Annotated in this window: 14 protein-coding genes; 6 read left to right on the top strand and 8 right to left on the bottom strand. The window is 73.7% G+C overall.

Annotated elements, in window-relative coordinates; translation table 11 throughout:
• Positions 1-5 precede the first annotated feature (5 nt).
• Both ABH931_RS23495 and ABH931_RS23490 read right to left on the bottom strand, forming a co-directional pair.
• Positions 6-2,375 carry a SpoIIE family protein phosphatase gene (locus ABH931_RS23495; RefSeq protein WP_370116508.1) on the bottom strand — a complete coding sequence of 790 codons (2,370 nt, stop codon included), beginning with the start codon at positions 2,373-2,375 and terminating at the stop codon, positions 6-8.
• Entirely contained in the window at positions 2,372-6,070 is a 3,699-nt protein-coding gene (locus ABH931_RS23490; protein ID WP_370116603.1) for a HAMP domain-containing protein, read from the bottom strand. Before ABH931_RS23490 ends, ABH931_RS23495 begins: the two co-directional genes overlap by 4 nt.
• 425 nt (positions 6,071-6,495) lie before the next feature.
• Here ABH931_RS23490 and ABH931_RS23485 point away from each other — a divergent pair, with 425 nt between their 5' ends.
• On the top strand, positions 6,496-8,241 hold the full coding sequence (locus ABH931_RS23485; RefSeq protein WP_370116505.1) for a discoidin domain-containing protein: 1,746 nt from the start codon (positions 6,496-6,498) through the stop codon (positions 8,239-8,241).
• On the opposite strand, the gene ABH931_RS23480 is transcribed toward ABH931_RS23485, so the two are convergent.
• Positions 8,205-9,320: a mechanosensitive ion channel family protein gene (locus ABH931_RS23480; RefSeq protein WP_370116502.1), complete on the bottom strand. Its 1,116-nt coding sequence runs from the start codon at positions 9,318-9,320 to the stop codon at positions 8,205-8,207. The genes ABH931_RS23485 and ABH931_RS23480 overlap by 37 nt on opposite strands.
• A 320-nt stretch (positions 9,321-9,640) precedes the next feature.
• Here ABH931_RS23480 and ABH931_RS23475 point away from each other — a divergent pair, with 320 nt between their 5' ends.
• From ABH931_RS23475 to ABH931_RS23460, 4 genes are all read left to right on the top strand, one after another.
• Entirely contained in the window at positions 9,641-11,008 is a 1,368-nt protein-coding gene (locus ABH931_RS23475; protein ID WP_370116499.1) for a deoxyribodipyrimidine photo-lyase, read from the top strand.
• 237 nt (positions 11,009-11,245) lie between these two features.
• Positions 11,246-12,187: an ABC transporter ATP-binding protein gene (locus ABH931_RS23470; RefSeq protein WP_370116496.1), complete on the top strand. Its 942-nt coding sequence runs from the start codon at positions 11,246-11,248 to the stop codon at positions 12,185-12,187.
• Between the two features lie 20 nt (positions 12,188-12,207).
• Positions 12,208-13,560, top strand: coding sequence for an ABC transporter permease (locus ABH931_RS23465; RefSeq protein ID WP_370116600.1), 1,353 nt, complete (start codon positions 12,208-12,210; stop codon positions 13,558-13,560).
• Positions 13,561-13,573: 13 nt separating this feature from the next.
• Positions 13,574-16,333, top strand: coding sequence for a bifunctional YncE family protein/alkaline phosphatase family protein (locus ABH931_RS23460; protein ID WP_370116493.1), 2,760 nt, complete (start codon positions 13,574-13,576; stop codon positions 16,331-16,333).
• A 69-nt stretch (positions 16,334-16,402) separates the two neighbouring features.
• Here ABH931_RS23460 and ABH931_RS23455 read toward each other — a convergent pair whose 3' ends face one another.
• Genes ABH931_RS23455 through ABH931_RS23435 form a run of 5 tightly spaced genes read right to left on the bottom strand, consistent with a single transcriptional unit; the run spans position 16,403 to position 20,915 of the window.
• On the bottom strand, positions 16,403-16,648 hold the full coding sequence (locus ABH931_RS23455) for a hypothetical protein (RefSeq protein ID WP_370116490.1): 246 nt from the start codon (positions 16,646-16,648) through the stop codon (positions 16,403-16,405).
• A gap of 52 nt (positions 16,649-16,700) precedes the next feature.
• On the bottom strand, positions 16,701-17,816 hold the full coding sequence (locus tag ABH931_RS23450; protein WP_370116487.1) for a methyltransferase domain-containing protein: 1,116 nt from the start codon (positions 17,814-17,816) through the stop codon (positions 16,701-16,703).
• The gene (locus ABH931_RS23445) at positions 17,813-19,378 is read right to left on the bottom strand and encodes a hypothetical protein (RefSeq protein ID WP_370116484.1); all 1,566 of its coding nucleotides are present in this window, start codon (positions 19,376-19,378) and stop codon (positions 17,813-17,815) included. Before ABH931_RS23445 ends, ABH931_RS23450 begins: the two co-directional genes overlap by 4 nt.
• A complete protein-coding gene (locus ABH931_RS23440; RefSeq protein ID WP_370116481.1) occupies positions 19,375-19,923 on the bottom strand; it encodes a methyltransferase domain-containing protein in 549 nt (182 codons plus the stop codon). Before ABH931_RS23440 ends, ABH931_RS23445 begins: the two co-directional genes overlap by 4 nt.
• Entirely contained in the window at positions 19,920-20,915 is a 996-nt protein-coding gene (locus tag ABH931_RS23435; RefSeq protein ID WP_370116478.1) for a DUF3068 domain-containing protein, read from the bottom strand. The genes ABH931_RS23440 and ABH931_RS23435 overlap by 4 nt, the downstream gene beginning before the upstream one ends.
• 235 nt (positions 20,916-21,150) lie before the next feature.
• Here ABH931_RS23435 and ABH931_RS23430 point away from each other — a divergent pair, with 235 nt between their 5' ends.
• On the top strand, positions 21,151-22,326 hold the full coding sequence (locus tag ABH931_RS23430; RefSeq protein ID WP_370116475.1) for a glycosyltransferase family 4 protein: 1,176 nt from the start codon (positions 21,151-21,153) through the stop codon (positions 22,324-22,326).
• Positions 22,327-22,863 lie beyond the last annotated feature (537 nt).

The following is a 22,863-nucleotide window of genomic DNA, read 5'->3' as shown; positions in this document are numbered from 1 at the left end:
AGCGATCAGGGCACGGACTGCTCGGACCCCTTGGCCGGACGGTGGATGCCGATCAGGCAGGTGTCGTCGTCGGTGTCGGAGCGGCTCTGGGCCAGCAGGTGGTCGAGCTGGTCGGCGAGCGAACCCGAAGCGGGAAAGGACGCGCTGCGAAGCGCCGCGTGGAGGTCGTCGAGGCCGCTGCTGTCCTTGCGTTCGATCAGGCCGTCGGTGAAGAGGAGCAAGGTGGCGTCCTCCGGCAGCGTCATCTCCTGCTCCGCGTAGGAGGCGTCCGGGATGGCGCCGAGCAGGATGCCGTGCCCGAAGTCGACCGAGCGTGAGGCGCCTTCGTGGAGCAGGACCGGCGGCGGGTGGCCGGCGCGGGCCCAGCGGAAGAGGCGGCGGTCGGGTTGGTAGAGCCCGCACACCGCTGTGGCCGTGACGTTCTCGGTGAGGTGGAAGGCGACGTCGTTGAGCCACGAGAGCAGTTGTCCCGGGCCCGCGCCGGTGGTCGCGAGGCCGCGCAGCGCGTTGCGGAGCGCCACCATGCCCGTGGCCGCCTCGATGCCGTGGCCGGCCACGTCGCCGACGGAGATCAGCACGTCGCCGTTGGGCAGCGGCACGGCGTCGTACCAGTCGCCGCCGACCGCGTGGTCCTGGTGGGCGGGGCGGTAGCGGACGCCGATGGTCAGGCCCGCCATGGAGACCGTGCCCGGGGTGGGCGGCATGATCGCGTGCTGGAGGCGGCGGGCGAGGCGGGCCCGTTCGTCGGCCTCGGCCTGGGTGTGGGCGAGCTGGTCACGGGTGGCGCTCAGGGCCACCTCGGTCCAGTGGTGGGCGGAGACGTCCTGGCAGGCGCCGCGGATCGCGACGAGGTTGCCCGTCTCGTCGACGACGGGTTCGGCCACCACGCGGACGTGCCGGACCACGTGGTCGACGCCGCGGTGGAACCGCACGGACACCTCGCGGGGTTCCTGATGGAGGGTCACCCCGGCGAGGAACGCGTCGAAGGCCTCGCGGTCGTCGCGGTGGACCCGTCCGCGCAGGTGGGACAGGGGCAGCGGCTCGCTCTGGGGCGACAGCCCGAAGAGCTCGAACAGCTCCGGGTTCCAGGTGGCCCGGGAGGTGAGCAGGTCGTCCTCGAACCCGCCGATGCGGCCCAGCCGTTGGGCGTGCTGGAGCATCGGCCCCAGCCGGGCGTCGTCCTCGTCGACCCGCCAGGTCAGCAGGACGGCGTCGCCTATGCGGCTGACACCGACGCGGGCGCGGACCGTGATGGGGATGGCTCCGATGTCGGCGACCAGCGGCAGCCCGTCGGACCGGAACGACTCCCCGGTGGCGTGGACGTAGGCGATCCGCTCCGCCAGCTCGCCGGGGCCGCCGAAGCCCGGGTAGGCCTCGAGCAGGGTCCGGCCCTCGACCAGCGCGGCGGGCCGCCCGGCGGGGTCGGCGAAGTTCTCGTTGACGTGGGCGATGCGGTAGTCCCACGGCGACGCGTCGGGCAGCGGGGTGAGGACGAGGGCCGGGTCGTGGAGGCTGTCCGCGAGTCGGCGCAGTGTCTCGTCCGCGTCGTGGACGACGGGAGTCGCGGCGGGTGCGGGCACCTCGTCCGGGGCGGGGAGCGGCGGCATGGGGGCCGCGGGGTCGTCCAGGGTGTGGGCGGCCAGTTCGGCCAGGGCCAGCAGTTCGCGCTCGAGTCGGTCGTCGTGCGTGGGTGCGCCGCTGGTCCAGCTGATCTCCAGCGCGCCGATCACCCGGCCGCGCCGCATCGCCGGTACGGCGACAGTCACCGCCCCGCCCGAAGCCCCGCCCGACACCGCGGGCGAGGTGTCCGCCCACACCGGCATGCTGCCGCGCACGGCCTGGGCCGCCACGCCGGGGGTCGCGGCCGGGGCCCGGTGTGCGCCGGGCGCCGGCCGCACGCCGGCCCGGCCGGCGAGCCGCAGGCCACCGTCCTCGCGGACGGCCCACAGCTGGACGCTGTCGGCACCGAAGGGCTGCAGCGCGTGGTCCAGGATCGCGGTCACCGCCCGTTGGCCGTCCTCGGCGTGCCAGCGCGGCAGTGCGGGGGGCGTGGCGGCGCCGTCATCGGCCGGGTGGGAGAGGACCTCGTCCGCGCAGCGCAGCAGCGCCCGCCCCTGCGCGCGGGCGCGGGCGTGCAGCTCGCGCAGGGCCTCCTCCGGGCCACAGCCCAGACGCTCCATCAGCACGCCCGTGGCCCGGTCGACCAGGACGCGCGCCTCTGCGGAACCGTCGGCCGCGCCGAGGACGGCCTCGACCCGCTCCACGGTGTCGGCGAGCCGCCCGACACCGGGCGCGGCGCCCACGCCGTTGCGGCGCGGGTGCGGCATGCCCGGCTCGGCCGGGTCGGAGGAGGGTCCGTTCGGACGATCCGTCACAGGCCCAGGACCTCCTGCATGGTGGCGACGAGCTGTCGCGCGTCGACGGGCTTGGTGACGTAGGCGTCGGCCCCGGCCGCGAGGCTCTTGTCGCGGTCGCCGGGCATGGCCTTGGCGGTCACCGAGACGACCGGCAGCGTCGCGTACTGCGGCATCGACCGGATCGCCGCCGTGGCCTGGTAGCCGTCCATCTCGGGCATCATCACGTCCATCAGCACCAGGTCCACCTCCGGGTGCGCGACCAGTGTCTCGATGCCCAGGCGCCCGTTGTCGGCGTGCAGCACGCGCATGCCCTGGATCTCCAGGATCTGGCTGATCGCGAAGACGTTGCGCACGTCGTCGTCGACGACCAGCACCGTGCGCCGGGCGAGCCGCTCGTCGACGGCCACGGCCACCGCCGCGGTGCGCGCGACGACGGGAACGGGCGCCGGGGTCTGGGTGGCCAGGCGTTCGCGGACGCGGTCGCGCAGTTCGTCAAGACTGTCGGTGACGTCGAGCGGGCGGGCACCGGTGCGCTCGCGCAGGGTCTGCTCGTGCGCGCCGGTCAGGCCGCGGCCGTGCACGACGAGCGGGATGCCGCGCAGCGCGTGGTCCTCCTCCAGCGCCTGCAGGAAGCTCCACAGCTGCGGGTCCTGGTCGGCGAGTTCGACGACGATGCAGTGCTGCTGGTCGAGCGCGAGCACGGCGGCGGCCTCGGTGACGCCGGTGACCGTGCTGAGCCGGACGGGGCTGCCGTCGGGGTCGGCGGCGGCGAGGTCGCCGACGGCGCTCTCGGCGACGAGCGTCAGCAGGCCGCGCGCCTCGCGTTCGACCACGAGCAGGCGTCGCTCCGAGGGAGCCCCGACGGCGGTGAAGCCGTCCGGCTCCCATCCGGCGGCGCCGTTCCCGGCGGCGGTGCGGGAGATCTGCGCGGGCACGTCGGCGTCGGCGTGGTCGGGCGACTCCGGGTGCCGCAGCGGCAGGTGCAGCACGAAGCTGCTGCCCTCGCCCGGGCGGCTGGTGACGGTGATGACGCCGCCGAGCAGTTGCGCGAGTTCACGGCTGATCGACAGGCCGAGACCGGTGCCGCCGTAACGGCGGCTGGTGGTGCCGTCGGCCTGCTGGAACGCCTCGAAGATGGTGGTCAGCTGGTCCACCGAGATGCCGATGCCGGTGTCGCGGACCTCGAACGCGATGAAGGGACCGTAGCCCTCGACCCCGGGCGGCAGCTCGTCCGGCGCGGGGCAGGAGATGCGCAGGTCGACCCCGCCGCGCTCGGTGAACTTGACCGCGTTGGAGAGGAGGTTGCGCAGGACCTGCCGCAGCCGGGACTCGTCGGTCACCATCGCCGACGGCGTGCCGGGCGCCACCGAGACCCGGAAGTGGAGCGACTTGTCGCCGGTCAGCGGACGGAAGGTGGCCTCCACGTAGTCGAGCAGGCCGCGCAGTGCGACCTCCTCCAGGCTGAGGTCCATCCGGCCCGCCTCGACCTTGGACAGGTCCAGGATGTCGTTGATCAGCTGGAGCAGGTCGGAGCCGGCGGAGTGGATGACGCCCGCGTACTCGACCTGTTTGGGCGTCAGGTTGCGCCCGGGGTTCTGGGCGAGCAGCTGCGCCAGCACGAGCAGGGAGTTGAGCGGCGTGCGCAGCTCGTGGCTCATGTTGGCCAGGAACTCCGACTTGTACTTGGAGGCGAGCGAGAGCTGCTGGGCGCGCATCTCCAGCTCCTGGCGGGCCTTCTCGATCTGCAGGTTCTTGGTCTCGATGTCCTTGTTCTGCGAGACCAGCAGCGCGGCCTTCTCCTCCAGCTGGGCGTTGGAGCGTTGCAGTTCGTCCTGACGTGCCTGCAGCTCGCCGGACTGTGCCTGGAGTTCGACCGCGAGGCGCTGGGACTCGCCCAGCAGCTCCTCGGTGCGCACGTTGGCGAGGATGGAGTTGACGTTGACGCCGATGGTCTCCATCAGCCGCTGCAGGAAGTCACGGTGGACGGGCGTGAACGGGGTGACCGAGCCGAGCTCGATGACGCCGAGCACCTGGTCCTCGACGATGATCGGCAGCACGACCAGCGCGGTGGGGGCGATCCGGCCCATGCCCGAGGAGATGGTGGCGTAGCCGGGCGGCAGGTTCTCCACGTCGATGGTGCGCTTGCTGCGCGCCGACTGGCCCACCAACGTCTCGCCGAACGCGTAGCTGGTGGGCTCGCCCGGCGCGCGCCCGTAGGCGCCGATCATGTGCAGCCGGGGCCCGTCCAGGCCCTCCGCCGCCACGTAGAAGGCGCCGTACTGGGCCTCCACCAGCGGGGTGAGCTCGTCCATGATCAGCTCGGCGACCACGGGCAGGTCCCGGCGGCCCTGCATGAGGGCGGACAGGCGGGCGAGGTTGGTCTTGAGCCAGTCCTGGTCGCGGTTGGCGCGGGTGGTCTCGCGCAGCGACTCGACCATGGCGTTGATGTTGTCCTTGAGGTCGGCGACCTCGCCGGAGGCGTCGACACTGATGGAGCGGGTCAGGTCACCCTTGGCGACGGCGCTGGTGACCTGGGCGATGGCGCGGACCTGCCGGGTGAGGTTCCCGGCGAGCTCGTTGACGTTCTCGGTCAGCCGCTTCCAGGTGCCGGAGACGCCCTCAACCTCGGCCTGGCCGCCCAGGCGTCCCTCGCTGCCGACCTCGCGGGCGACGCGGGTGACCTCGGCTGCGAAGGAGGAGAGCTGGTCGACCATCGTGTTGATGGTCGTCTTCAGCTCCAGGATCTCCCCGCGCGCGTCGACGTCGATCTTGCGGGTCAGGTCGCCCTGGGCGACGGCCGTGGTGACCTGCGCGATCGAACGGACCTGTGCGGTGAGGTTGTCCGCCATGACGTTGACGGACTCGGTCAGGTCCTTCCAGGTGCCGGAGACGCCGCGCACGGTGGCCTGACCGCCCAGGTTGCCCTCGGTGCCGACCTCGCGTGCCACACGGGTCACCTCCGCCGCGAAGGAGGAGAGCTGGTCGACCATCGTGTTGATGGTCGTCTTCAGCTCCAGGATCTCCCCGCGCGCGTCGACCTCGATCTTGCGGGTCAGGTCGCCCTGCGCGACCGAGGTGGCGACCTGGGCGATGGCGCGGACCTGACCGGTCAGGTTGCCGGCCATGAAGTTCACGGAGTCGGTCAGGTCGCGCCAGACACCCGCGACGCCGGGCACCTCGGCCTGCCCGCCGAGCCGCCCCTCGGTGCCGACCTCCAGTGCGACGCGCGTCACCTGGTCGGCGAAGGAGGAAAGCTGATCCACCATCGTGTTGACGGTGCTCTTGAGCTCCAGGATCTCCCCGCGCGCGTCGACCTCGATCTTCTGCGAGAGGTCGCCGCTGGCCACGGCGGTGGCCACCTGGGCGATGTCGCGGACCTGGGTGGTCAGGTTGCCCGCCATGGCGTTGACGGAGTCGGTGAGCGCCTTCCAGCTGCCGGAGACGCCCGGCACGTCGGCCTGGCCGCCGAGGCGGCCCTCGGTGCCGACCTCGCGGGCGACACGCGTCACCTCGGAGGTGAACAGCGAGAGCTGGTCGACCATGCCGTTGAAGACGACGGCGATCTCGCCGAGCAGGCCCTCGCCCTCGTCGGACAGCCTGGTGCTGAAGTCGCCGTCCCGGACGGCGGTCAGCCCGGCCAGCAGCTGACCCAGGCCCGCCTCCGGCGCGCCCACGGCCACCGTCTCGAGCTGCCCACGTTCCCCGCTCGACATCGCCGTCACCGCCTCCCGGCCCCCGCTCGCCCGGCGGATCTCGCCGGACGGACCGCGACGGCCACTCGCGAACATCTGGCCCAGCTTAGGGGGACGCGACGGTTCCGGGACATGCCTGACGCGCGCACGCCGAGGGTCGGCGAGGCCCCGAAGCCCCGGCGTTCGGGGGCTGTTCGAACCCGGACCGTTGCAGCGGCCACTCGAACGCGTGAGAGAAACCCCACCCCCGCGCGACACACCGTGTCGATCCGGGTTCGCGGGGTAGACGCCGCGTCCGGGTCGGCGCGTCCCTTGGTGCGACTCATTGACACGGGATGTGACGAGGGCACACCATGTGCGACGCGAGAGAGCGCTCTCTCAGCTCCGCCGGGCCTCTCCGCGCACTTCGTCCTGCCCGGGAACGCGTCCCTTGAGGGGAGAGTCGCATGTCCACCCGCATGACCCGTCTCACCCGCTCCACCCGGCTCACCAGGCTGCGCGCGCTCAGCGCGACCGCCGTGCTCGGCTTACTGTCCGCCTTCTCCGTGACCGGCCTCGCCGCCGCGCCCGCCGCCCACGCGGACACCCCGCCTCCGCCGCCGTCCGGCTGGACCACCGTGTTCAGCGACGACTTCTCGGGGGCGGCCGGGTCCGCGCCCTCGTCGAACAACTGGTTCTACGACATCGGCACCGGCTACGGCACCGGCGAGATCGAGCAGACCACCAGCTCGACCCAGAACGCCTACCTCGACGGCAACGGCCACCTCGTGCTCAAGGCGCTGGCCAACGGCAGCAGCTGGACCTCCGCCCGGATCGAGTCCACCCGCGACGACTTCCAGGCGCCCGCCGGCGGCAAGTTGGAGATGACCGCCTCCGTCGAGCAGCCCAACCCGGCCAACGGGCTCGGCTACTGGCCCGCGTTCTGGGCACTGGGCTCACCGATGCGCGCGGGCGGCGGCTGGCCGCAGTCGGGCGAGATCGACATGATGGAGGACGTCAACGGCCTCAACGAGGCCTCGCAGACCCTGCACGACTCGGCCGGGAGCAGCGGGCACCCGCTGATCGCCTGTCCCGGCGCGGGGTCGGGCTGCCAGACGGGCTACCACACCTACTCCGTCATCGTGGACCGGACCAACACCAGCGCCGAGACGCTGCAGTTCGTGATGGACGGCACGGTGGAGAGCACCGTCACCGAGGCGTCGGTGGGCACCGCGGCCTGGCAGCAGGCGATCGACCACGGCTTCTTCCTCATCTTCGACCTCGCCATGGGCGGCAACTACCCCAACGGCATCCAGGGATCGACCACGCCGACCGCCGCCACCAGCTCGGGCGCGTCGATGAGCGTCGGCTACGTCGCCGTCTACGAGCAGGGCGGCAACTCCACGCCCACGGCGACCTCCACCGCGTCGGGCACGGTGACCGGCAACGGCGGGCTGTGCCTGGCCAACCAGAACTCGCTGAACACCGAGGGCAATCCGATGGGCCTCGCGGCGTGCGACGGCAGCGGCGGCCAGCAGTGGTCCACCTGGAGCGACAACACCGTGCGGGTGCAGGGCGGTTGCCTGGACGTGGTGAGCGCGGGCACCAGCAGCGGCACGAACACCGACTGGTACCCCTGCAACGGCACGCCCGCGCAAGGCTGGACACACCAGGCGAACGGTGAGCTGGTGAATCCCAACTCGGGCCTGTGCCTGACCGATCCGGGCGGCAACACCGCCTCCCGGCTGGACATCGAGACCTGCACCGGTGCCGCGGACCAGCTGTGGACCGGACCGAACGGCGGCGGTGGCGGCGGTACCTGCGGGACCAGCGACCTCGCACTGAACCGCCCGGCGACCGCGTCCTCGCAGGAGAACACCTCCTTCCCGGCGCCGAACGCCGTGGACGGCAACCTGGGCACCCGCTGGTCCTCGCAGTTCTCCGACCCGCAGTGGCTCCAGGTCGACCTCGGCGCCACGCACACGATCTGCGGCGTCACCCTGGCCTGGGAGACCGCCTACGGCAAGGCGTTCGCGATCCAGACCTCGAACGACGGCACCAACTGGACCACGATCTGGTCCACCACCGCCGGGACGGGCGGCACGCAGACGCTGAGCGTCTCGGGCAGCGGCCGCTACGTGCGGATGTACGGAACGGCGCGCGGCACCCAGTGGGGTTACTCGCTGTGGGAGTTCGAAGTGTTCGGCAGCTGATCCCAGCGCGGGTCGCCGCCCGGGGCCGGGCCGCTCCCGTCCGCCGTCCCCACGGGGACGCGCGGGAGCGCGCCCGGCTGCTTGTCGCGCAGGTGGGCGGCGAGCTGCTCGCGCACCAGGCAGCGCAGGTCGAAGGCGTCCGCCGCGTTGTCGGCGGTCATCAGGGCGCGCACCACCAGCGTGGTTTGGGTGGCGTCGACGACCTGGAGTGCCTGGCCCTTGCCGTTCCACAGGTCCGTCGCGTGCAGGATCTCGGCGAGGCGGCGGCGCAGGTCGGCGACTTCGGCGCGGTAGTCGACGTGCAGCAGCGCGGTGCCGGTGATCGCCGGGTCGCGACGGGACCAGTTCTCGAAGGGCTTGCCGGCGAAGGCGGAGGCGGGCATGACGATGCGGCGCTGGTCCCAGGTGGCGACGACGACGTAGGTGAGGGTGATCTCCTCGACCGTGCCCCACTCCCCCGCGACGACGACCTCGTCGCCGATCCGCATCATGTCGCCGAAGGCGAGCTGCATGCCGGCGAAGAGGTTCGCCAGGGTGCTCTGGGCCGCGATGCCGGCGATCAGGCCGAGCAGGCCTGCGGAGGCGAAGACGCTGGTGCCGACGGTCCGCACGGTGCGGAACGTCATCAGGATCGCGGCGACGGCCAGCACCGCGCACAGCGCTCCGGTGATCCGTCGCATCAGGTCGGCCTGGGTGCGCACCCGGCGCAGTCGGGCGGCGTCCCGGGGCTGCACGGTGTAGCGGGCGAGGCCGAGGTCGAAGCCGAGGCTCGCGATGCGGTAGAGCAGCCAGGCGGTGGCGCCGATCAGCAGCACGACGAGGGTGTGCCGGGCGACGCCGTCCGCGTCGCCCGCCCAGCGGAAGCGGCTGCCGGCGACCAGCAGGGCGACGGGCACCAGCGTGGCGAGCAACGGCCGGCGGCAGCGGCCGAGCAGCCGCAGCGGTGTGCCGCCCGCCCTGCGGAAGCGGACGGCCCGCCGGGCCAGCAGCTCGGCGAACCCGACCACCAGCCAGGCGGCCGCCCCTGAGGCGGCGACGGCCGTCACTGGTTCGGCGACGGATGCGACGGCTGGGTTCACCTGGCTTCTCCCCACGGTCCGGCTGCGCGTGCGCGCCCTGTCGGGACCGCGCCTAACCGGGCCGGCGGTCGCGCAAACGGGGGTGCCCGGCGGACGCGCCTTGGCCCGGGCGGCGCGGGGAGCGTGCCGCCTACCGGGCTCGCGCCTCAGCCCGCGGTACCGCTGAGCAGTGCGTGGGCGTAGGCGCGGGGGTATCCGGAACAGCTGACACCGTGAACCGAGCCGGGTGCCTGTGCGCATCGATGCGGAAGCGATGCACGTGGGAAGGGCGGCGCCGGGCGACGAAGGGTTTGCTCTGGCACCGTTTCGAGAGGCGATCCATGACCGTGCGAATCTGCCTGTTCACCCGCGATCTGCGGTTGGCCGACAACCCGGTCCTGTTCGCCTCGTCGGCAGGTGGGCGCCAGGCCGTCGTTCCGGTGTTCGTGAGCGATCCGGCGGTCGAGGCCGCCGGATTCGCCGCGCCCAACCGGCTCGCGTTCCTGCACGACAGTCTGGCGGACCTGGATCGGGGGCTGCGCGCGTGCGGCAGCCGGCTGGTGGTGCGCGGCGGCGCGGTGGACGAGACCGTCGCACGCCTGGTCAAGGAGACGGACGCCGGTGAGGTCCATCTGGCCGCCGACCACAGCTCGTTCGCGCGGGCCCGGGAGGAGCGGCTGCGCGCCGCGGTGGGCGCGGTCGGCGCGCGGGTGGTGGCGCACGAGGCGGTGGTGACGGCGGTCGCGCCGGGCGCCGTGACGCCGACGGGCTCGGACCACTACGCCGTCTTCACCCCGTATCTGCGGCGGTGGGTACAGGAGCCCCAGCGGCGTCCGCTGCCGCCGCCGCGGCAGTTGCTGACCCCGCCGGAGCCCGCGTCGGATCCGCTGCCCGTGCGTCCGGACGCGGCGCTGCTTTCCCCGGAGCTTGCGGCCGGCGGGGAGAGGGCGGCCCGCGACCGGATGGGCCGGTGGCTGGAGCACCATCTCGACGCCTACGAGGACGAGCACGACACGCTCGTCCACGACCTGACCTCGCGCCTCTCCCCCGACCTGCACTTCGGCTGCCTGTCGGCGACAGAGCTGGTGCACGCGGCCCGCGCGGCGGGGAGTGCCGGGGCGCACGCCTTCGAGCGCCAGCTCGCCTGGCGCGACTTCCACCACCAGGTCCTCGCGGCCCGCCCGGACGCCGCGCGGGCCGACTACCGCCCGCGGCACGACCGCTGGCGCGAGGACGACCAGGAGCTGCGCGCCTGGCAGGAGGGCCGCACCGGCTACCCCCTGGTGGACGCCGGGATGCGACAGTTGCGCGCCGAGGGCTGGATGCACAACCGGGCCCGGATGGTGACGGCGAGCTTCCTGAGCAAGACCCTCGGGCTCGACTGGCGCGAGGGCGCCCGCTGGTTCCTCTCCCTGCTGGTCGACGGGGACGTGGCGAACAACCAGCTCAACTGGCAGTGGGTCGCCGGGACGGGCACCGACACCCGCCCCAACCGCGTCCTCAACCCGGTGGCCCAGGCCAGGCGCTACGACCCGGACGGCGCGTACGTCCGCCGCTGGGTCCCGGAACTCGCCCGCCTCACCGCACCCGCGATCTACGAACCCTGGCGCCTGCCCGCGGCCCTGCGCGCCGAACTCGGCTACCCGCCACCCCTGGTGGCCCTCGACGCCGCCCTCACCCGCTTCCGCGCCCGCCGCGGCGTGGCCTAGCACGGGCCGGGCCCGCCCGGAATTCGTTCGGTTCCAGGTGGTTCGGCTGTCCGCGTACGAGCCCTGGATGACGGGGACGTTCGTGTACCCCGACCCGTCTGGGCCCACGACTGCGTCGGGCTGCGCGAGGCGGAGTGACTCCGGCCGTCTGACGTTTCACCGGCGTTCAACCGGGTGCCCCTGACTGTGCCCTGACAGGTCCTACCGTGCCTGGGAGCGCGGCGTGAGAAGGGGCCAATGGACTCACAACTTGCGGTACGGGCCGTTGGGTTGACGAAGTGTTTCGGCGACGTGGTGGCACTGGACGGGGTCGATCTCGATCTGGGGGCCGGGCTGGTCCACGGGGTGGCCGGGCCGAACGGGGCGGGCAAGACGACCCTGCTCGGGCTGCTGCTCGGGCTGGCGGTGGCCGACGGCGGGCAGTTGACGGTGCTGGGCGCGCCCGTCGGGCGGGCGCTGGTCGCGCCGCGCGGGGTGGCCGGGTTCGTCGACGGGCCCGGCCTGTATCCGTCCCTGACCGCGCGGAAGAACCTGGCGGCGCTCGCCGCGCTGCGCGGCCAGAACACGCGCGCCGGCCGGATCGAGGCGGCACTGGACGAGGTCGGGCTCACGGAGGTGGCCGACGACCGGGTGCGGGGCTTCTCACTCGGGATGCGGCAGCGGCTCGGGCTGGCCGCCGCGCTGCTGACCGGTCCGCGGCTGCTGGTCCTGGACGAGCCGTCCAACGGGCTCGATCCGGCGGGCAAGCTGCAGGTGCACCGGGTGCTGCGGCGGCTCGCGGACAGCGGGACGACGATCGTGCTGTCCAGCCACCGGATGGACGACCTGGAGGCGCTCTGCTCCGAGGTGGTGATCCTGGCGACCGGGCGGGTCCGCTTCGCCGGGCCGCTCGGCAAGCTGGCGTCCGACCACCGGGAGCTGGAGTACCGGCTGCTCTCCTCCGATCCGGCGGCCGCACGGCGCATGGCCGAGGCGGCGCCGGGGGTGCGGGTTGTGGCCGAGCCCGGGGCGTGGCGGGGCGCGGAGGCTCTGGTGGTACGCGCGCTGGTGCCGGCCGTCGAGGCGCTGGTGGCCGCGCTGGCGGCGGCCGGCATCGGCGTGCGTGAGGTCGCCCCCGTGGTCTCGCCCTTGGAGGCCGCCTTCCTCGACCTGACCGAGCAGCCGGAGGAGGAGCAGTGAGCGCGAGCGCGACCGGGGTCCTGGAGGCCGAGGACGCCGAGGAGCCGCAGGCCGAGGAGCGGGTGCCCGTGACACGGGCGTACCGGTTCGAGGTGGTGAAGCTGGTCGCGCAGTGGCGCATCCGGTTGCTGCTGCTGGCCTGCTGGACCGTGCCGGGCCTGTTCGTGGCGGCGGTCGCGCAGCAGGGCACCCTGCCCTCCGACACGCTGTTCGGGCGCTGGATGCACGCGACGGGCTGGGCCGGGCCGCTGGTGGTGCTCGGGTTCTCCGGTTCGTGGGCGCTGCCGCTGCTGACCTCCGTCGTCGCGGGCGACGTGTTCGCCGTGGAGGACCGGCTGGGCACCTGGCGGCATCTGCTGGTGGCGGTCCGCTCGACGCGGCGGATCTTCGTCGCGAAGGCGCTGGCGAGCGTGACCGTGATCGTGCTGATGGTGGCAGGGCTGACGGTCTCCGGTGCGGTGGGCGGCCTGGCGGCGGTCGGTGACCGGCCGCTGGTGGGCGTCGACGGGCACCAGCTCGCGTCGGCGGACGCCGCCGGGGCGGTGCTGCTGGCGTGGCTGTGCGCGCTCGCGCCGACCCTCGCGCTCGCGGCGATCGGGCTGCTGGGCTCCGTCGTCCTTGGCCGCTCGCCGATGGGACTGCTGGTGCCGGCGCTGACCGCGGTCGCGATGCAGCTCGCGCAGATGCTGCCCCTGCCGGTGGCGCTGCGCCTGGCGCTGCCCGGCTACGCCTTCGTCGCCTGGAACGGGCTGTTCACCGACCCGGCGCAGCTGGGCGAGCTGCTGGTCTCGGTGGGCGTGAGCCTGGCGTGGGTCGTGGTGGCCACCGTCTCGGCCTATCTGCTGTTCCGGCGCCGCGACTTCACCGGCGGCAGCGACGACGGGCTCGGGCGCCGGGCGGTCGCCCTCGGGGTGCTGCCGCTGGCCGCGCTGCTCGCGCTGACCTTCGGGGCGGTGGCCGCGGCCACGCCGTCGACGGGCTCCGGGATCACCCGGGCCAAGGTCCAGCGCTCCGTCGCGACCGTGTTCGCCCACCTGTACCGGTTGCAGACGGACCAGCTGCACCGTCCCGCCGTCACCGAGGCGCAGCTGCGCGTCTCCGCGGCGTGCGCGCGCGGTGACGGCCAGTCTGCGGAGGACCCGGTGGGTGCGGGCAACGACTGGCACTGCGTCGTCACCTGGCACCTGCCCGGGGCGGCGGCGCCCGGCACGGCCGTCTACCAGCTCACCGTCGCCCCGAACGGCCGCCTGGAGGCGGACGGCGACGGACCCAAGGACGTGAACGGCTACTTCCTGGTGCGGACCCCGACCGGGGACGCGCCGAACCCCCTGTGGCAGTTCGACGGGAACGTCGAGCTGCTGCCCTCCCCTTGAGAAGGGATGACCCATGCAGGTCACACGTCGCCGACGTGGAGAGAAGGAGCAGCTCGTCGTCCTCGGGCGCCGGGTCGGCCGCCGGGCCACGCTGGTGACGGCGTGCGTCACCGCCGTCGCCGTGGCCACCGGGACCGCCTTCGCCTCGACCCGGCAGTTCGGGTCGGAGCAGGTCGGCCAGCAGACCTCGCACGGCGAGGTGATCTCCAGCGACCAGTACCTCAACCCGTACGGCACCCGCCTGGTCATCAACGACGGCAAGCTGATGGCGTCGCGGGTCAGCCCGGACGGCGGTCACCTGGCGGCCACCGTCGCCGACGGTGACGCCTCGCTGGTCATCGTCAACCTGGCGACCGGTCAGGTGCAGCAGCGCGTCGGCTCGGCCTCGGTGGACGACCTGCACATCGCCGGGGACGGCGTGGGCCAGGAGGCGCCCGTCTACTCCCCCGACGGCACGCAGCTGTGGCTGGGCGAGGCGGACGGCTACACCAGGTTCACCGTGCAGGCGGACGGCAGCCTCACCGCTCCGGTGTTCGTGCCGATAGCCGCGCAGGGCGGCGGCGCGGTTCACGCGCTGGCGTCGGCGGCGGTGTTCTCCGCCGACGGCTCGACGGTGTACGGGGTGGTCAACGGCCAGAACCGGGTCGTCGCCATCGACGCCGCGACAGGCGCGATCGAGCAGAGCTGGGCGGTGGGCAACGCGCCGCGCGGCGTCGTCCAGGTCGGCCACAAGCTGTACGTCACCAACGAGGGCGGGCGCACCGCCCAGGCCGGCGACTCGACGCTGAACTCCTACGGCACCCAGGTGCCGGCGAGCCCGGTGACGGGCGCGACCACGTCCGGCACGGTCAGCGTCATCGACCTCGCGGACTCCTCGGCGGCGGTGCGCAGCATCGACGTGGGCCTGCACCCGACCGGGGTGTACGCGAAGAACGGCGTCGTGTTCGTCACCGACACCGCGTCCAACCAGGTCTCCGTCATCGACACCCGTCGCGGGGACCGGGTCGTGCAGACGATCGACACGCAGCCGTGGCCCGAGGCGACGGTCGGGTACGAACCGGACGCGGTGACGCTGACCGACGACGGGCACCTGCTGGTCACCCTGGGCCGCGCGAACGCGGTCGCGGTCTACCGCTACAGCGGCCCGCAGGATCCGGTCAGCTACGTGGGCCTGCTGCCCACCGACTACTTCCCGGCCGAGATCGCCACGGTGGGCGGCAAGGTCGTCGTCTCCAACACCCGTGGCGTCGACGCCCTGCGCCCCGACGCGACGGGGGCGCACAACACCCACGACACCACCTCCAGCCTGACCACGTTCACGCTGCCCAGCGACCGCGTCGTCCGCGACAGGACGGCGCAGGTGTTCAAGGACAACGGCTGGACCGGCGGCTCGGTGAAGCTGGCCGACGGGCGCAGGGCCAAGCCGGTGCCGGTCCCGACACGCATCGGCGACCCGTCGACGATCAAGCACGTGTTCCTGATCGTCAAGGAGAACCGGACCTACGACCAGCTCTTCGGTGACATGCCGCAGGGCAACGGCGACCCGGCGCTGGCCCAGTTCGGCGAGAACGTGACGCCGAACCAGCACGCGCTGGCCGAGCAGTTCGGGCTCTACGACAACACCTACGACATCGGCACGAACTCCGCCGAGGGCCACAACTGGCTGATGCAGGCCGACGACCCGGAGTACACCGAGTCCTCGGCCGGCGAGTACCTGCGCAGCTACGACACCGAGGACGACGCGCTCGGGCACCAGTCCTCCGGCTTCCTGTGGACGGGCGCGCAGGCAGCCGGGCAGAGCGTGCGGGACTTCGGCGAGTTCCACCAGTTCCTGACCAAGCCGGCGGACGCCAGCTGGCAGAACCTGTACTGCGACGCGAAGACCATGGACTCGACGGGCGGGCCCTCCGCCTACACCCTGGCCTCGTCCTCGCCGATCCCGTCGCTCAACAGCGTGTCGGTGCCCGCCTTCCCGAGGTTCGACACGTCCGTGCCGGACCAGTACCGGTACGAGATCTGGAAGCAGGACTTCGAGAAGAACGGCCCGGCGAACCTCAACATGCTGTGGCTGTCGAGCGACCACACCGGCGGTCCGGCGAGCCCGGCGGCCCAGGTCGCCGACAACGACCTGGCCACCGGCAAGATCGTGGACGAGATCACGCACAGCCCCTACTGGAAGGACTCGGCGATCTTCGTCGTCGAGGACGACTCGCAGGCGGGTCTGGACCACGTGGACGGGCACCGTGCGCCGATCCAGATCATCAGCCCCTGGGCGCAGCACGGCACCGTCGACGACCACTACTACTCGCAGATCACCATGGTCCGGACGATCGAGCAGATCCTCGGGATCCACCCGATGAACCAGGAGGACGCGGCCGCCACGCCGATGGCGACGGCGTTCACCGACAGGCCCGACTACACGCCGTTCACCGCCGTGCCCAACCGCACGCCGCTGACGGACGGCCTGTCCACGCCGCCGCCCTGCGGCGTCGACGTGCCGGCCGCGCAGGACCACCACGCGGCCCTGGTGCCGCGGACCACCACCCCGCCGGCCGCGGAGCAGGCCGTGGCCGCGCAGTGGGCCGCGTGGCAGGCGCAGCAGCACCTGACCGGCCCGAACGCGGTGCCGGACTACGCCAACCCGGCGCAGATGAACCACCTGGTCTGGTACGAGACCCACAACTGGACCACGCCCTACCCGGGCGAGACCAAGATCTACGCCCCGGGCCAGGTCCCCGGCGCCTACCTGCCGTCCTCGGAGACGGACGGCTGATCCCGCACCACCGCCTGCCCAGGGCCCCCGGTGAGCACGCAGCGTCGTGCGCGCCGGGGGTCTGCGCGTTCAGCGGCGCTGGGCGCGGCGGGCCTGGATCACGTAGGAGACGTAGGCCACGGTGGCCGCCACGCCGACCCGGGTGGCGGCGACCGCGATCGACGGGGCGTGCAGCTGCATCGCCGCATAACCCGCCACCGCCGTGGCGCACCCCACCACGACGCGGGCGGCTTCGAACCAGCGGCGGCGGAAGGCCTGGTATCCGCCGACGCCGAGGCCGAGCACGGCGAAGCCGAACATCAGAGCTATGAGCATGACGGGAGGATAGTCCCGACCGTCACGCCCGTCGGCCGGGGGGGTGTCACCGTCACGCTGGGCTTACCGGCGAGGTCGGCTCCCGCTCGGCGCCGGCAAGGGTCGGTGGGGCCCCGGCAGCGGCGGTGATGCGGTCGTGGTCGGCCCAGTCGACGGGGCGGGCCTCGTCGGCGAGGAGGTGGGGGATGCCCTCGACGATCGCGTAGGCGCGGCGCAGGCGCGGGTTGTACAGGCTGTCGGTCTGTGCGTCGTAGAGGAGCGGGCCCTTGTCGACCGGGCAGGCGAGCAGGTCCAGGAGCTCCGGGGCGAGGGACACGGTGTCCTCCTCGGGCGGCACGGTGTCGGGGGTCCCCGGGAGGCCGGTGCCGGAGACCAGCGGGGTGCGGGCGTGGACGATCAGGTCGGCGGCGAGTTCGGGCACGTGTTGCAGCAGGCGGTCCAGCGGCCGCAGCACGCGCGGTGTGTCGTGGTAGGCCGCGCCGCGCACGGCGACGATGTCCAGCCCGTGGCCGCCCAGCAGTCCGAGCAGCGCGGCGCGGGTGAACACACGCAGGTGGCCCACGACTTCGTGCCCCGGGCGGCCGTAGATGCGCTTCAGGCTCACCTCGGTGAACACCGGCTGCACGCCGGCCAGCAGCAGCCCGCGGTTGAACCAGGCGGCCAGGTTGGGGGTCGAGAGCAGGAGCGATCCTCCCGGCCGCAGGACGCGGGTGAGCTCGTCGAGGGCCGCGTCGGTGTCCACGAGGTGCTCGATGACCTCGCTGAAGACGACGACGTCGACCGCCGCGTCGGGCATCGGCAGTCCGCCGTGGTCGAGCGTGGCCCGCACCAGGGTCAGGCCGCGGGCCTGCGCGCGGTCCAGCGCCATCCGGGACCAGTCCACGCCGACGACGGTGTGGCCGTGCGCGCGGTGCGCGAGCAACGCGGTGGCGGCGCCGTCGCCGCAGCCCACGTCGAGGATGCGCAGTCTGCGGCGGGAGACCGCGGCCTGGTCGAGCAGCGGGTCCAGCAGGGCGAGCTGGCGTCGCGCACGGTGGAGGCTGGAGGCCACGACGACGGTGGGGTCCTCGTAGAGGCTGCGCAACGAGGAGGGGCCGACCGGGTCGGCGGGCCCGGCGGGCTCGCCGGGCCCGGCAGCTGCGGCGCCGGAGGGGGTGGGCGGGGTCACGACGGTCCTTCCGGGGAACGGGGGACGGCGAGCGCGGGGGACGGCGCAGGCGCGCCGGTGGAGAGTTCGGTGACGGCGTGGGCGAGGAGCTCGGTGAAGGCGGCTGCCGCCGACGCGTCCAGGGCTTCGAGGCGGTGCCGGATCATCAGGTGCAGGCGCCCGCCCGCGCCGAGCGCGGTGACCGAGAGGCCGCGCGGCATGGGCGCCGGGGCGGCGGCCCACAGCTCGGTGATGTCGCCCGCCCCGGCGAGGCTCCGCGGCAGGGCGGTGATCGGGCCGAGATTGCTGAGCATCGTCGTGTCGGCGAGCGCGCGGGCCGCGAACCGCACGCCAGGGGCGAGCAGTTGCCGGATCGCCCGCGGCAGCCAGGCTGCGCCCAGCACGACGGCGGCGGGGCCTCCTTGCGGTCCCGCCGGGGCCGCCTTGGCCTCGGCGGTGCGGGCGGCGACGGCCGCGAGCAGCGTCCGCGGGTCGCCTGCGCAGGAGTCGGCGCCGATGCCGATGGACGTCAGGCGGGAGTGGTTGCCCTGGCCGTCGTGGCGGGTCTGCCCGTCGCGGGTGTTGACGGGCATGGTGATCCGCAGCGGCGCGGTGGGCCGCGCGTGGGCGGCGTTCCACCGGACGACGGCCAGCGCGAGGGCGGCGAGCAACAGGTCGTTCAACGTCACCCCGGCCGCGCGGGCGGCCCGCGACAGCGCGGCGGTCCGCTCCGCGTCGAACGCGAGCGGCACCACCGCGTACCCGCTCCGTCCGCCCCCGGCGGGCTCCCTGGCCACCCGAACGGGCCGGACCGGCAGCAGCCCCGGGCGCGGACGGCGCACGGCCTCGACGGGCAGGACGGGCCGGCCGGCGCCAGGCCCAGGGCCCTTTGGCACCCCGGCCGCGCCGGACGCCGGGCCCAGCGCAGCCGGGACGGCGCGAGGGGCGCCGCCGGACGCGGCCACCGGCAACGGCAACGGCAACGCCGCACCCGGGACAGGGGCCCACGGGTGCGCCGGCCCGCCGGACACCCGGCCCGGCGCAGCCGGAACCGCGTGGGGGGTGCCACTGGGTGCGGGGGCGGCGCACGGGGGCTGAGGGGTGGCGTTGTAGGCGGCGCAGATGGCGAGGAGGACGCCGACGAAGCCCATGCCGTCGAAGCCCGCGTGGTGGGCGACCAGGAGGAGGCGGTCGCCGCCCGGGGCGCCGGTGAGGAGGCGGAGGCGGAGGAGAGGGGCGTCGCGGAGGTCGAGAGGGGTGTCGAGGATCGCGCGGCGTTCGGCCGCGAGGTCGAGGGAGTCGAGGGAGTCGAGGGAGGGGCCGGTGCGGACCGTCAGGGGGTCGGTGGCGGGCCACGCCGTCAGCTGCCAGCGGCTGCGGGTGCGCCACGGCGGCGTGGGCGCGCGGTGGGAGCGGGTCGCCGGGTGGGCCGCGAAAGCGGTGCGGACGGCGGCACGCAGGCGGTCCACGTCGAAGCGGCCGGTGACGGCGAGTTCGAGGTAGATGAGATTGGGCTCGCCGCGGCGCTCCATCAGGTCGGCGGTCTCGTCGACGGCCGTGAATCGTGTCGGGTCCGCGCTCATGCCGTCCTCCGCAGGACCAGTTCGGCGCGGCGCCTCGGCCGGGGCACCGTCGCGAGGCGGGTGAGCAGGGTCAGGTCGCTGCGGTGGCGCAGATGGCGGACGACGAGGCGGCGGGCGCCGGTAAGGGAGAGGCAGACCAGGCCCCCGACGCGGGTGATACGGGCGAGTTCGTCCAGCACCCCGACCGCGTCGGGGGCGCGGGGGAAGGCCGCGTCGCAGTAGGCGAGATCGGCGGCGCCGTCCCTGACCGGTAACCAGTAGCCGTCCGCGATCACCCGCTCCCCCTCGGCGGACGCGCCTCGGGCGTCCGCCGGCTCGACGACGAGGCAGCGGGCACCGGCGGTGCGGAAGGCGTCGGCGCGCCACGCGTCGTGTCCCACGGCGACGACCTGGCGGCTCGCCAGGTCCAGCAGCCGGTCGACGCGGCGGACGTGGTAGCAGGCGTGCAGCCGCCGGTAGGCGGGCGCGCGGACGCCGTGGCGCAGGGCGGTGGCCAGCAGGCGCAGGGCCAGGGCCGGGACCGACGCCGGTTGGGCGGTGGTCACGCGCCCTCCGGGACCGCGGGTTGCTCCTCCGCCGCCGGATCCGGCTCCGCGGCCGCCGCTCCCCCGCGTCGCGGCCGCAGTCGCAGCACGCCGACCGCGGCGATCACCGCGCCGAGGCCGGTGACGAGCCACGGCACCGGGCCTTCGAGCAGGGACAGGCCCATCGCCTGGCCACTGGCCTGGTCGACGAGTTGCTGCTCGGTGTCCTGGGTGGTGCGCAGGTCCGCGTCCAGGACGGTCACCTTGTCGATCAGGGCGCCCGGTGCGCGCAGCGTGATGATCTCGTGGCTGGTCTGCGAGACGGGCGTGCCGGTCTCCTGGTCGACCAGGGTGAGCGTCTGCGGGTTCTGGTACCACTCCTCGGCCTGGACGGTCGCCGCCTTGGACGTCAGGCCGAGCAGGCCGGGCGGGACGGAGACGTAGCCGATCCGCATGGGCTTGATCGTCTGCGTGTAGGCGTTGAACGTGTGGCCGTCCAGGACGCGGGTGCCGACGAGGTACGCGGGGAAGGCGCGCGCGGCCTCGGGATCCCACATCTGGTAGCTGGTCGCGTCCGCGTGGAACGGGAACTTCAGGTAGGCGTCGGCGTCCGGGCCGGTGTCGGCGCCGCAGCAGGCGACGAACGTGTTGGTGACCCGGTCGAAGGTCCACCGGTTGGTCGTATAGCTCAGGGCCAGGCGGGCGTCGGTCAGGCCGATGGTCGCGGGTGTGTCGACGCGGGTGGTGATGGTCCACACGGCGAGGTGCTCGCGTTTGCCGAGGACAGGATCACCCTGGATGTGCTGGACCGCCGTCACCTGACCGGCGCCCGCCGCGCCCGTGGCCGGGTCGAGGTAGTGGGCGTCGCCGATCGAGACGGAGGTGGTCGTGGAATCCGGATCCCACGGGGCCACCCGGACGGCGGGCAGCACGGCGAAGTGCAGCACCGGTCCGGCGGCGGCGAGCAGCCCGCCGCACGTGAGCAGGACGGCGGCGCGGACGCGTTGGCTCAACGGGACCCCCAAAGGGCTGCCGGGCTCGGTGGGCGGCGGGGCGGTGGCGCGAGATGTCTCCGGACCGTAGAGCCTGAACTGACGGATCGTCAATAATTGTGGACGGGTCGATGATTCCGTCTCCGATTCCTGTTGCGGAAGACGAATTACCCACCAGTAGGAAGTTATTGACGCCTTGTCACCAAGACCCTAGGGTTGGCCCGCCCTTCTCCCTCCCTCGTTGAAAGGCACCCCGATGGACAGCCCTGGCGTCCTTCGGCCGCCGTCCCGGGAGAGCGTCCCCCGGGCCCGGACGGCCACCCGCGCACACGTCGCCTTCCTCTCGCTGCGCGACCTGGCGAGCCCCGCCGCCGGCGGATCGGAACTCCTGATCGACAAGCTGGCGGCGGGCCTCGCCCGGCGCGGGCATCCCACCACCCTGGTCTGCGGCGGTCCGGTCTCCGCCGAGCGGCCCTACCGCGTGCGGCGCAACGGCGGCCCCTACACCCAGTTCCTGACGGCGCCGCGCGCGGTACGGTCGCTCGACCGGGTGGACCTGCTCGTCGAGGTCTGCAACGGCCTGCCCTACCTCGCTCCCGCCTGGTCCCCGCGCACGCCCACCCTCTGCCTGGTCAACCACGTGCACCGGGAGCTGTGGCCGCTGCGCTACCCGTGGCCGATCGCCGCGCTCGGCCGCTACGCCGAGACGGTGCTGCTGCCGCGCGTCCACCGGGACAACCTGTTCGTGGCCGTCTCGGAGTCCACCGCGCAGGCGCTGACCGAGATCGGCGTGGCGCGGGAGCGGATCAGGGTCGTCACCAACGGCGTCGAGGACGTGACCGAGCCCGAGGCGCTGCTGCCGAAGTCCCCCGAGCCGCTCTTCCTCGCCCTGGGGCGCCTGGCCGACTACAAGCGGATCGACCTGCTGCTGCGGCTGTGGGAGCGGGTGCGCCCGGTCACCGGCGGCACCCTCGTCGTGGCGGGCGACGGACCAGAGCGCGAGCGCCTGGAAGCCCTGGCCGGGCCGCAGGTGGTCTTCACCGGGCGGATCGACGAGCAGACCAAGCACGAACTGCTCTGCCAGGCCTGGCTGTTGCTCCACCCCTCACAGGTCGAGGGCTGGGGCCTGGTGGTCACCGAGGCGGCCGTTCGCCGCACGCCGACGGTCGGCTTCCGCATACCCGGACTGACGGACTCCGTCACGCACGGCACGACCGGCCTGCTCGCGCCCACGGAGGGCGCGTTCGCCTCAGCCTGGGCCGGACTCGCCCTCGACCCCGCCCGGCGCCGCGCCATGGGCGCCGCGGCCCGCCGGGGCGCGCTCGGGCTGCGCTGGCACACCACCGTCGACCGCTTCGCCGCCGTCGTCGACGAGGCGCTGCACCGGGCCGCCTCCAACGGCGGCGGGGGCGGCAGACGCGGCGGACGCTGACGCGCCGTCGGCCGGAGCGGCAGCCGGGGCTCGGCCTGGAACGCCTGGCGGCGCGGCGGGCGGTGTCGCCGTCGACCCGGGCACGGGTGCCGCGACGGCCCCGGGCACGGCCGCGGCGCCGGTCGGCGCGAACGCCGGCGCCGGGGCGGGTGCGGCCGGTGGGCGCAGGGCGAGGACCAGCAGCGACACGACGAGCGCGCCCAGCCGCAGCCCGAGGCGCAGCGGATCGGCCGGCAGCGGCTCGTGGAAGATGACCCCGCCCGCGACCATCACCAGCGCGTTGCCGGTGATGACCTGCGCCGGCACCAGTGAGGCCGCCCGGGAGCGCTGGAGTCCGATCTGCATGACCCCCAGCATCAGCACCGAGAAGGCCGCGAGCAGCCACGGGTAGGGCAGCGCGGCGAGGGCGGCCACGGTCCGGTGCCCGTCCCTGGCGGCCACCGCGAGCGCCTTGGCCAGCAGCCCGCCCGCGCCGTTGAGCAGCCCGACGGCCACGCCGTAGGCGGTGCCCGTGCGCGGCCCGCGCGGCAGCATCAC

The organism is Streptacidiphilus sp. MAP12-33 (assembly GCF_041261265.1).
In the GTDB taxonomy this organism is placed as follows: domain Bacteria; phylum Actinomycetota; class Actinomycetes; order Streptomycetales; family Streptomycetaceae; genus Streptacidiphilus.
This window is presented reverse-complemented; position numbering and strand designations above follow the sequence as displayed.

Coding starts and splice junctions, on each gene's coding strand:
- ABH931_RS23490 (WP_370116603.1), bottom strand. CDS start 6,070: ATGTCGAGCGGGGAACGTGGGCAGCTCGAGACGGTGGCCGTGGGCGCG.
- ABH931_RS23485 (WP_370116505.1), top strand. CDS start 6,496: ATGTCCACCCGCATGACCCGTCTCACCCGCTCCACCCGGCTCACCAGG.
- ABH931_RS23475 (WP_370116499.1), top strand. CDS start 9,641: ATGACCGTGCGAATCTGCCTGTTCACCCGCGATCTGCGGTTGGCCGAC.
- ABH931_RS23470 (WP_370116496.1), top strand. CDS start 11,246: ATGGACTCACAACTTGCGGTACGGGCCGTTGGGTTGACGAAGTGTTTC.
- ABH931_RS23460 (WP_370116493.1), top strand. CDS start 13,574: ATGCAGGTCACACGTCGCCGACGTGGAGAGAAGGAGCAGCTCGTCGTC.
- ABH931_RS23455 (WP_370116490.1), bottom strand. CDS start 16,648: ATGCTCATAGCTCTGATGTTCGGCTTCGCCGTGCTCGGCCTCGGCGTC.
- ABH931_RS23445 (WP_370116484.1), bottom strand. CDS start 19,378: ATGAGCGCGGACCCGACACGATTCACGGCCGTCGACGAGACCGCCGAC.
- ABH931_RS23430 (WP_370116475.1), top strand. CDS start 21,151: ATGGACAGCCCTGGCGTCCTTCGGCCGCCGTCCCGGGAGAGCGTCCCC.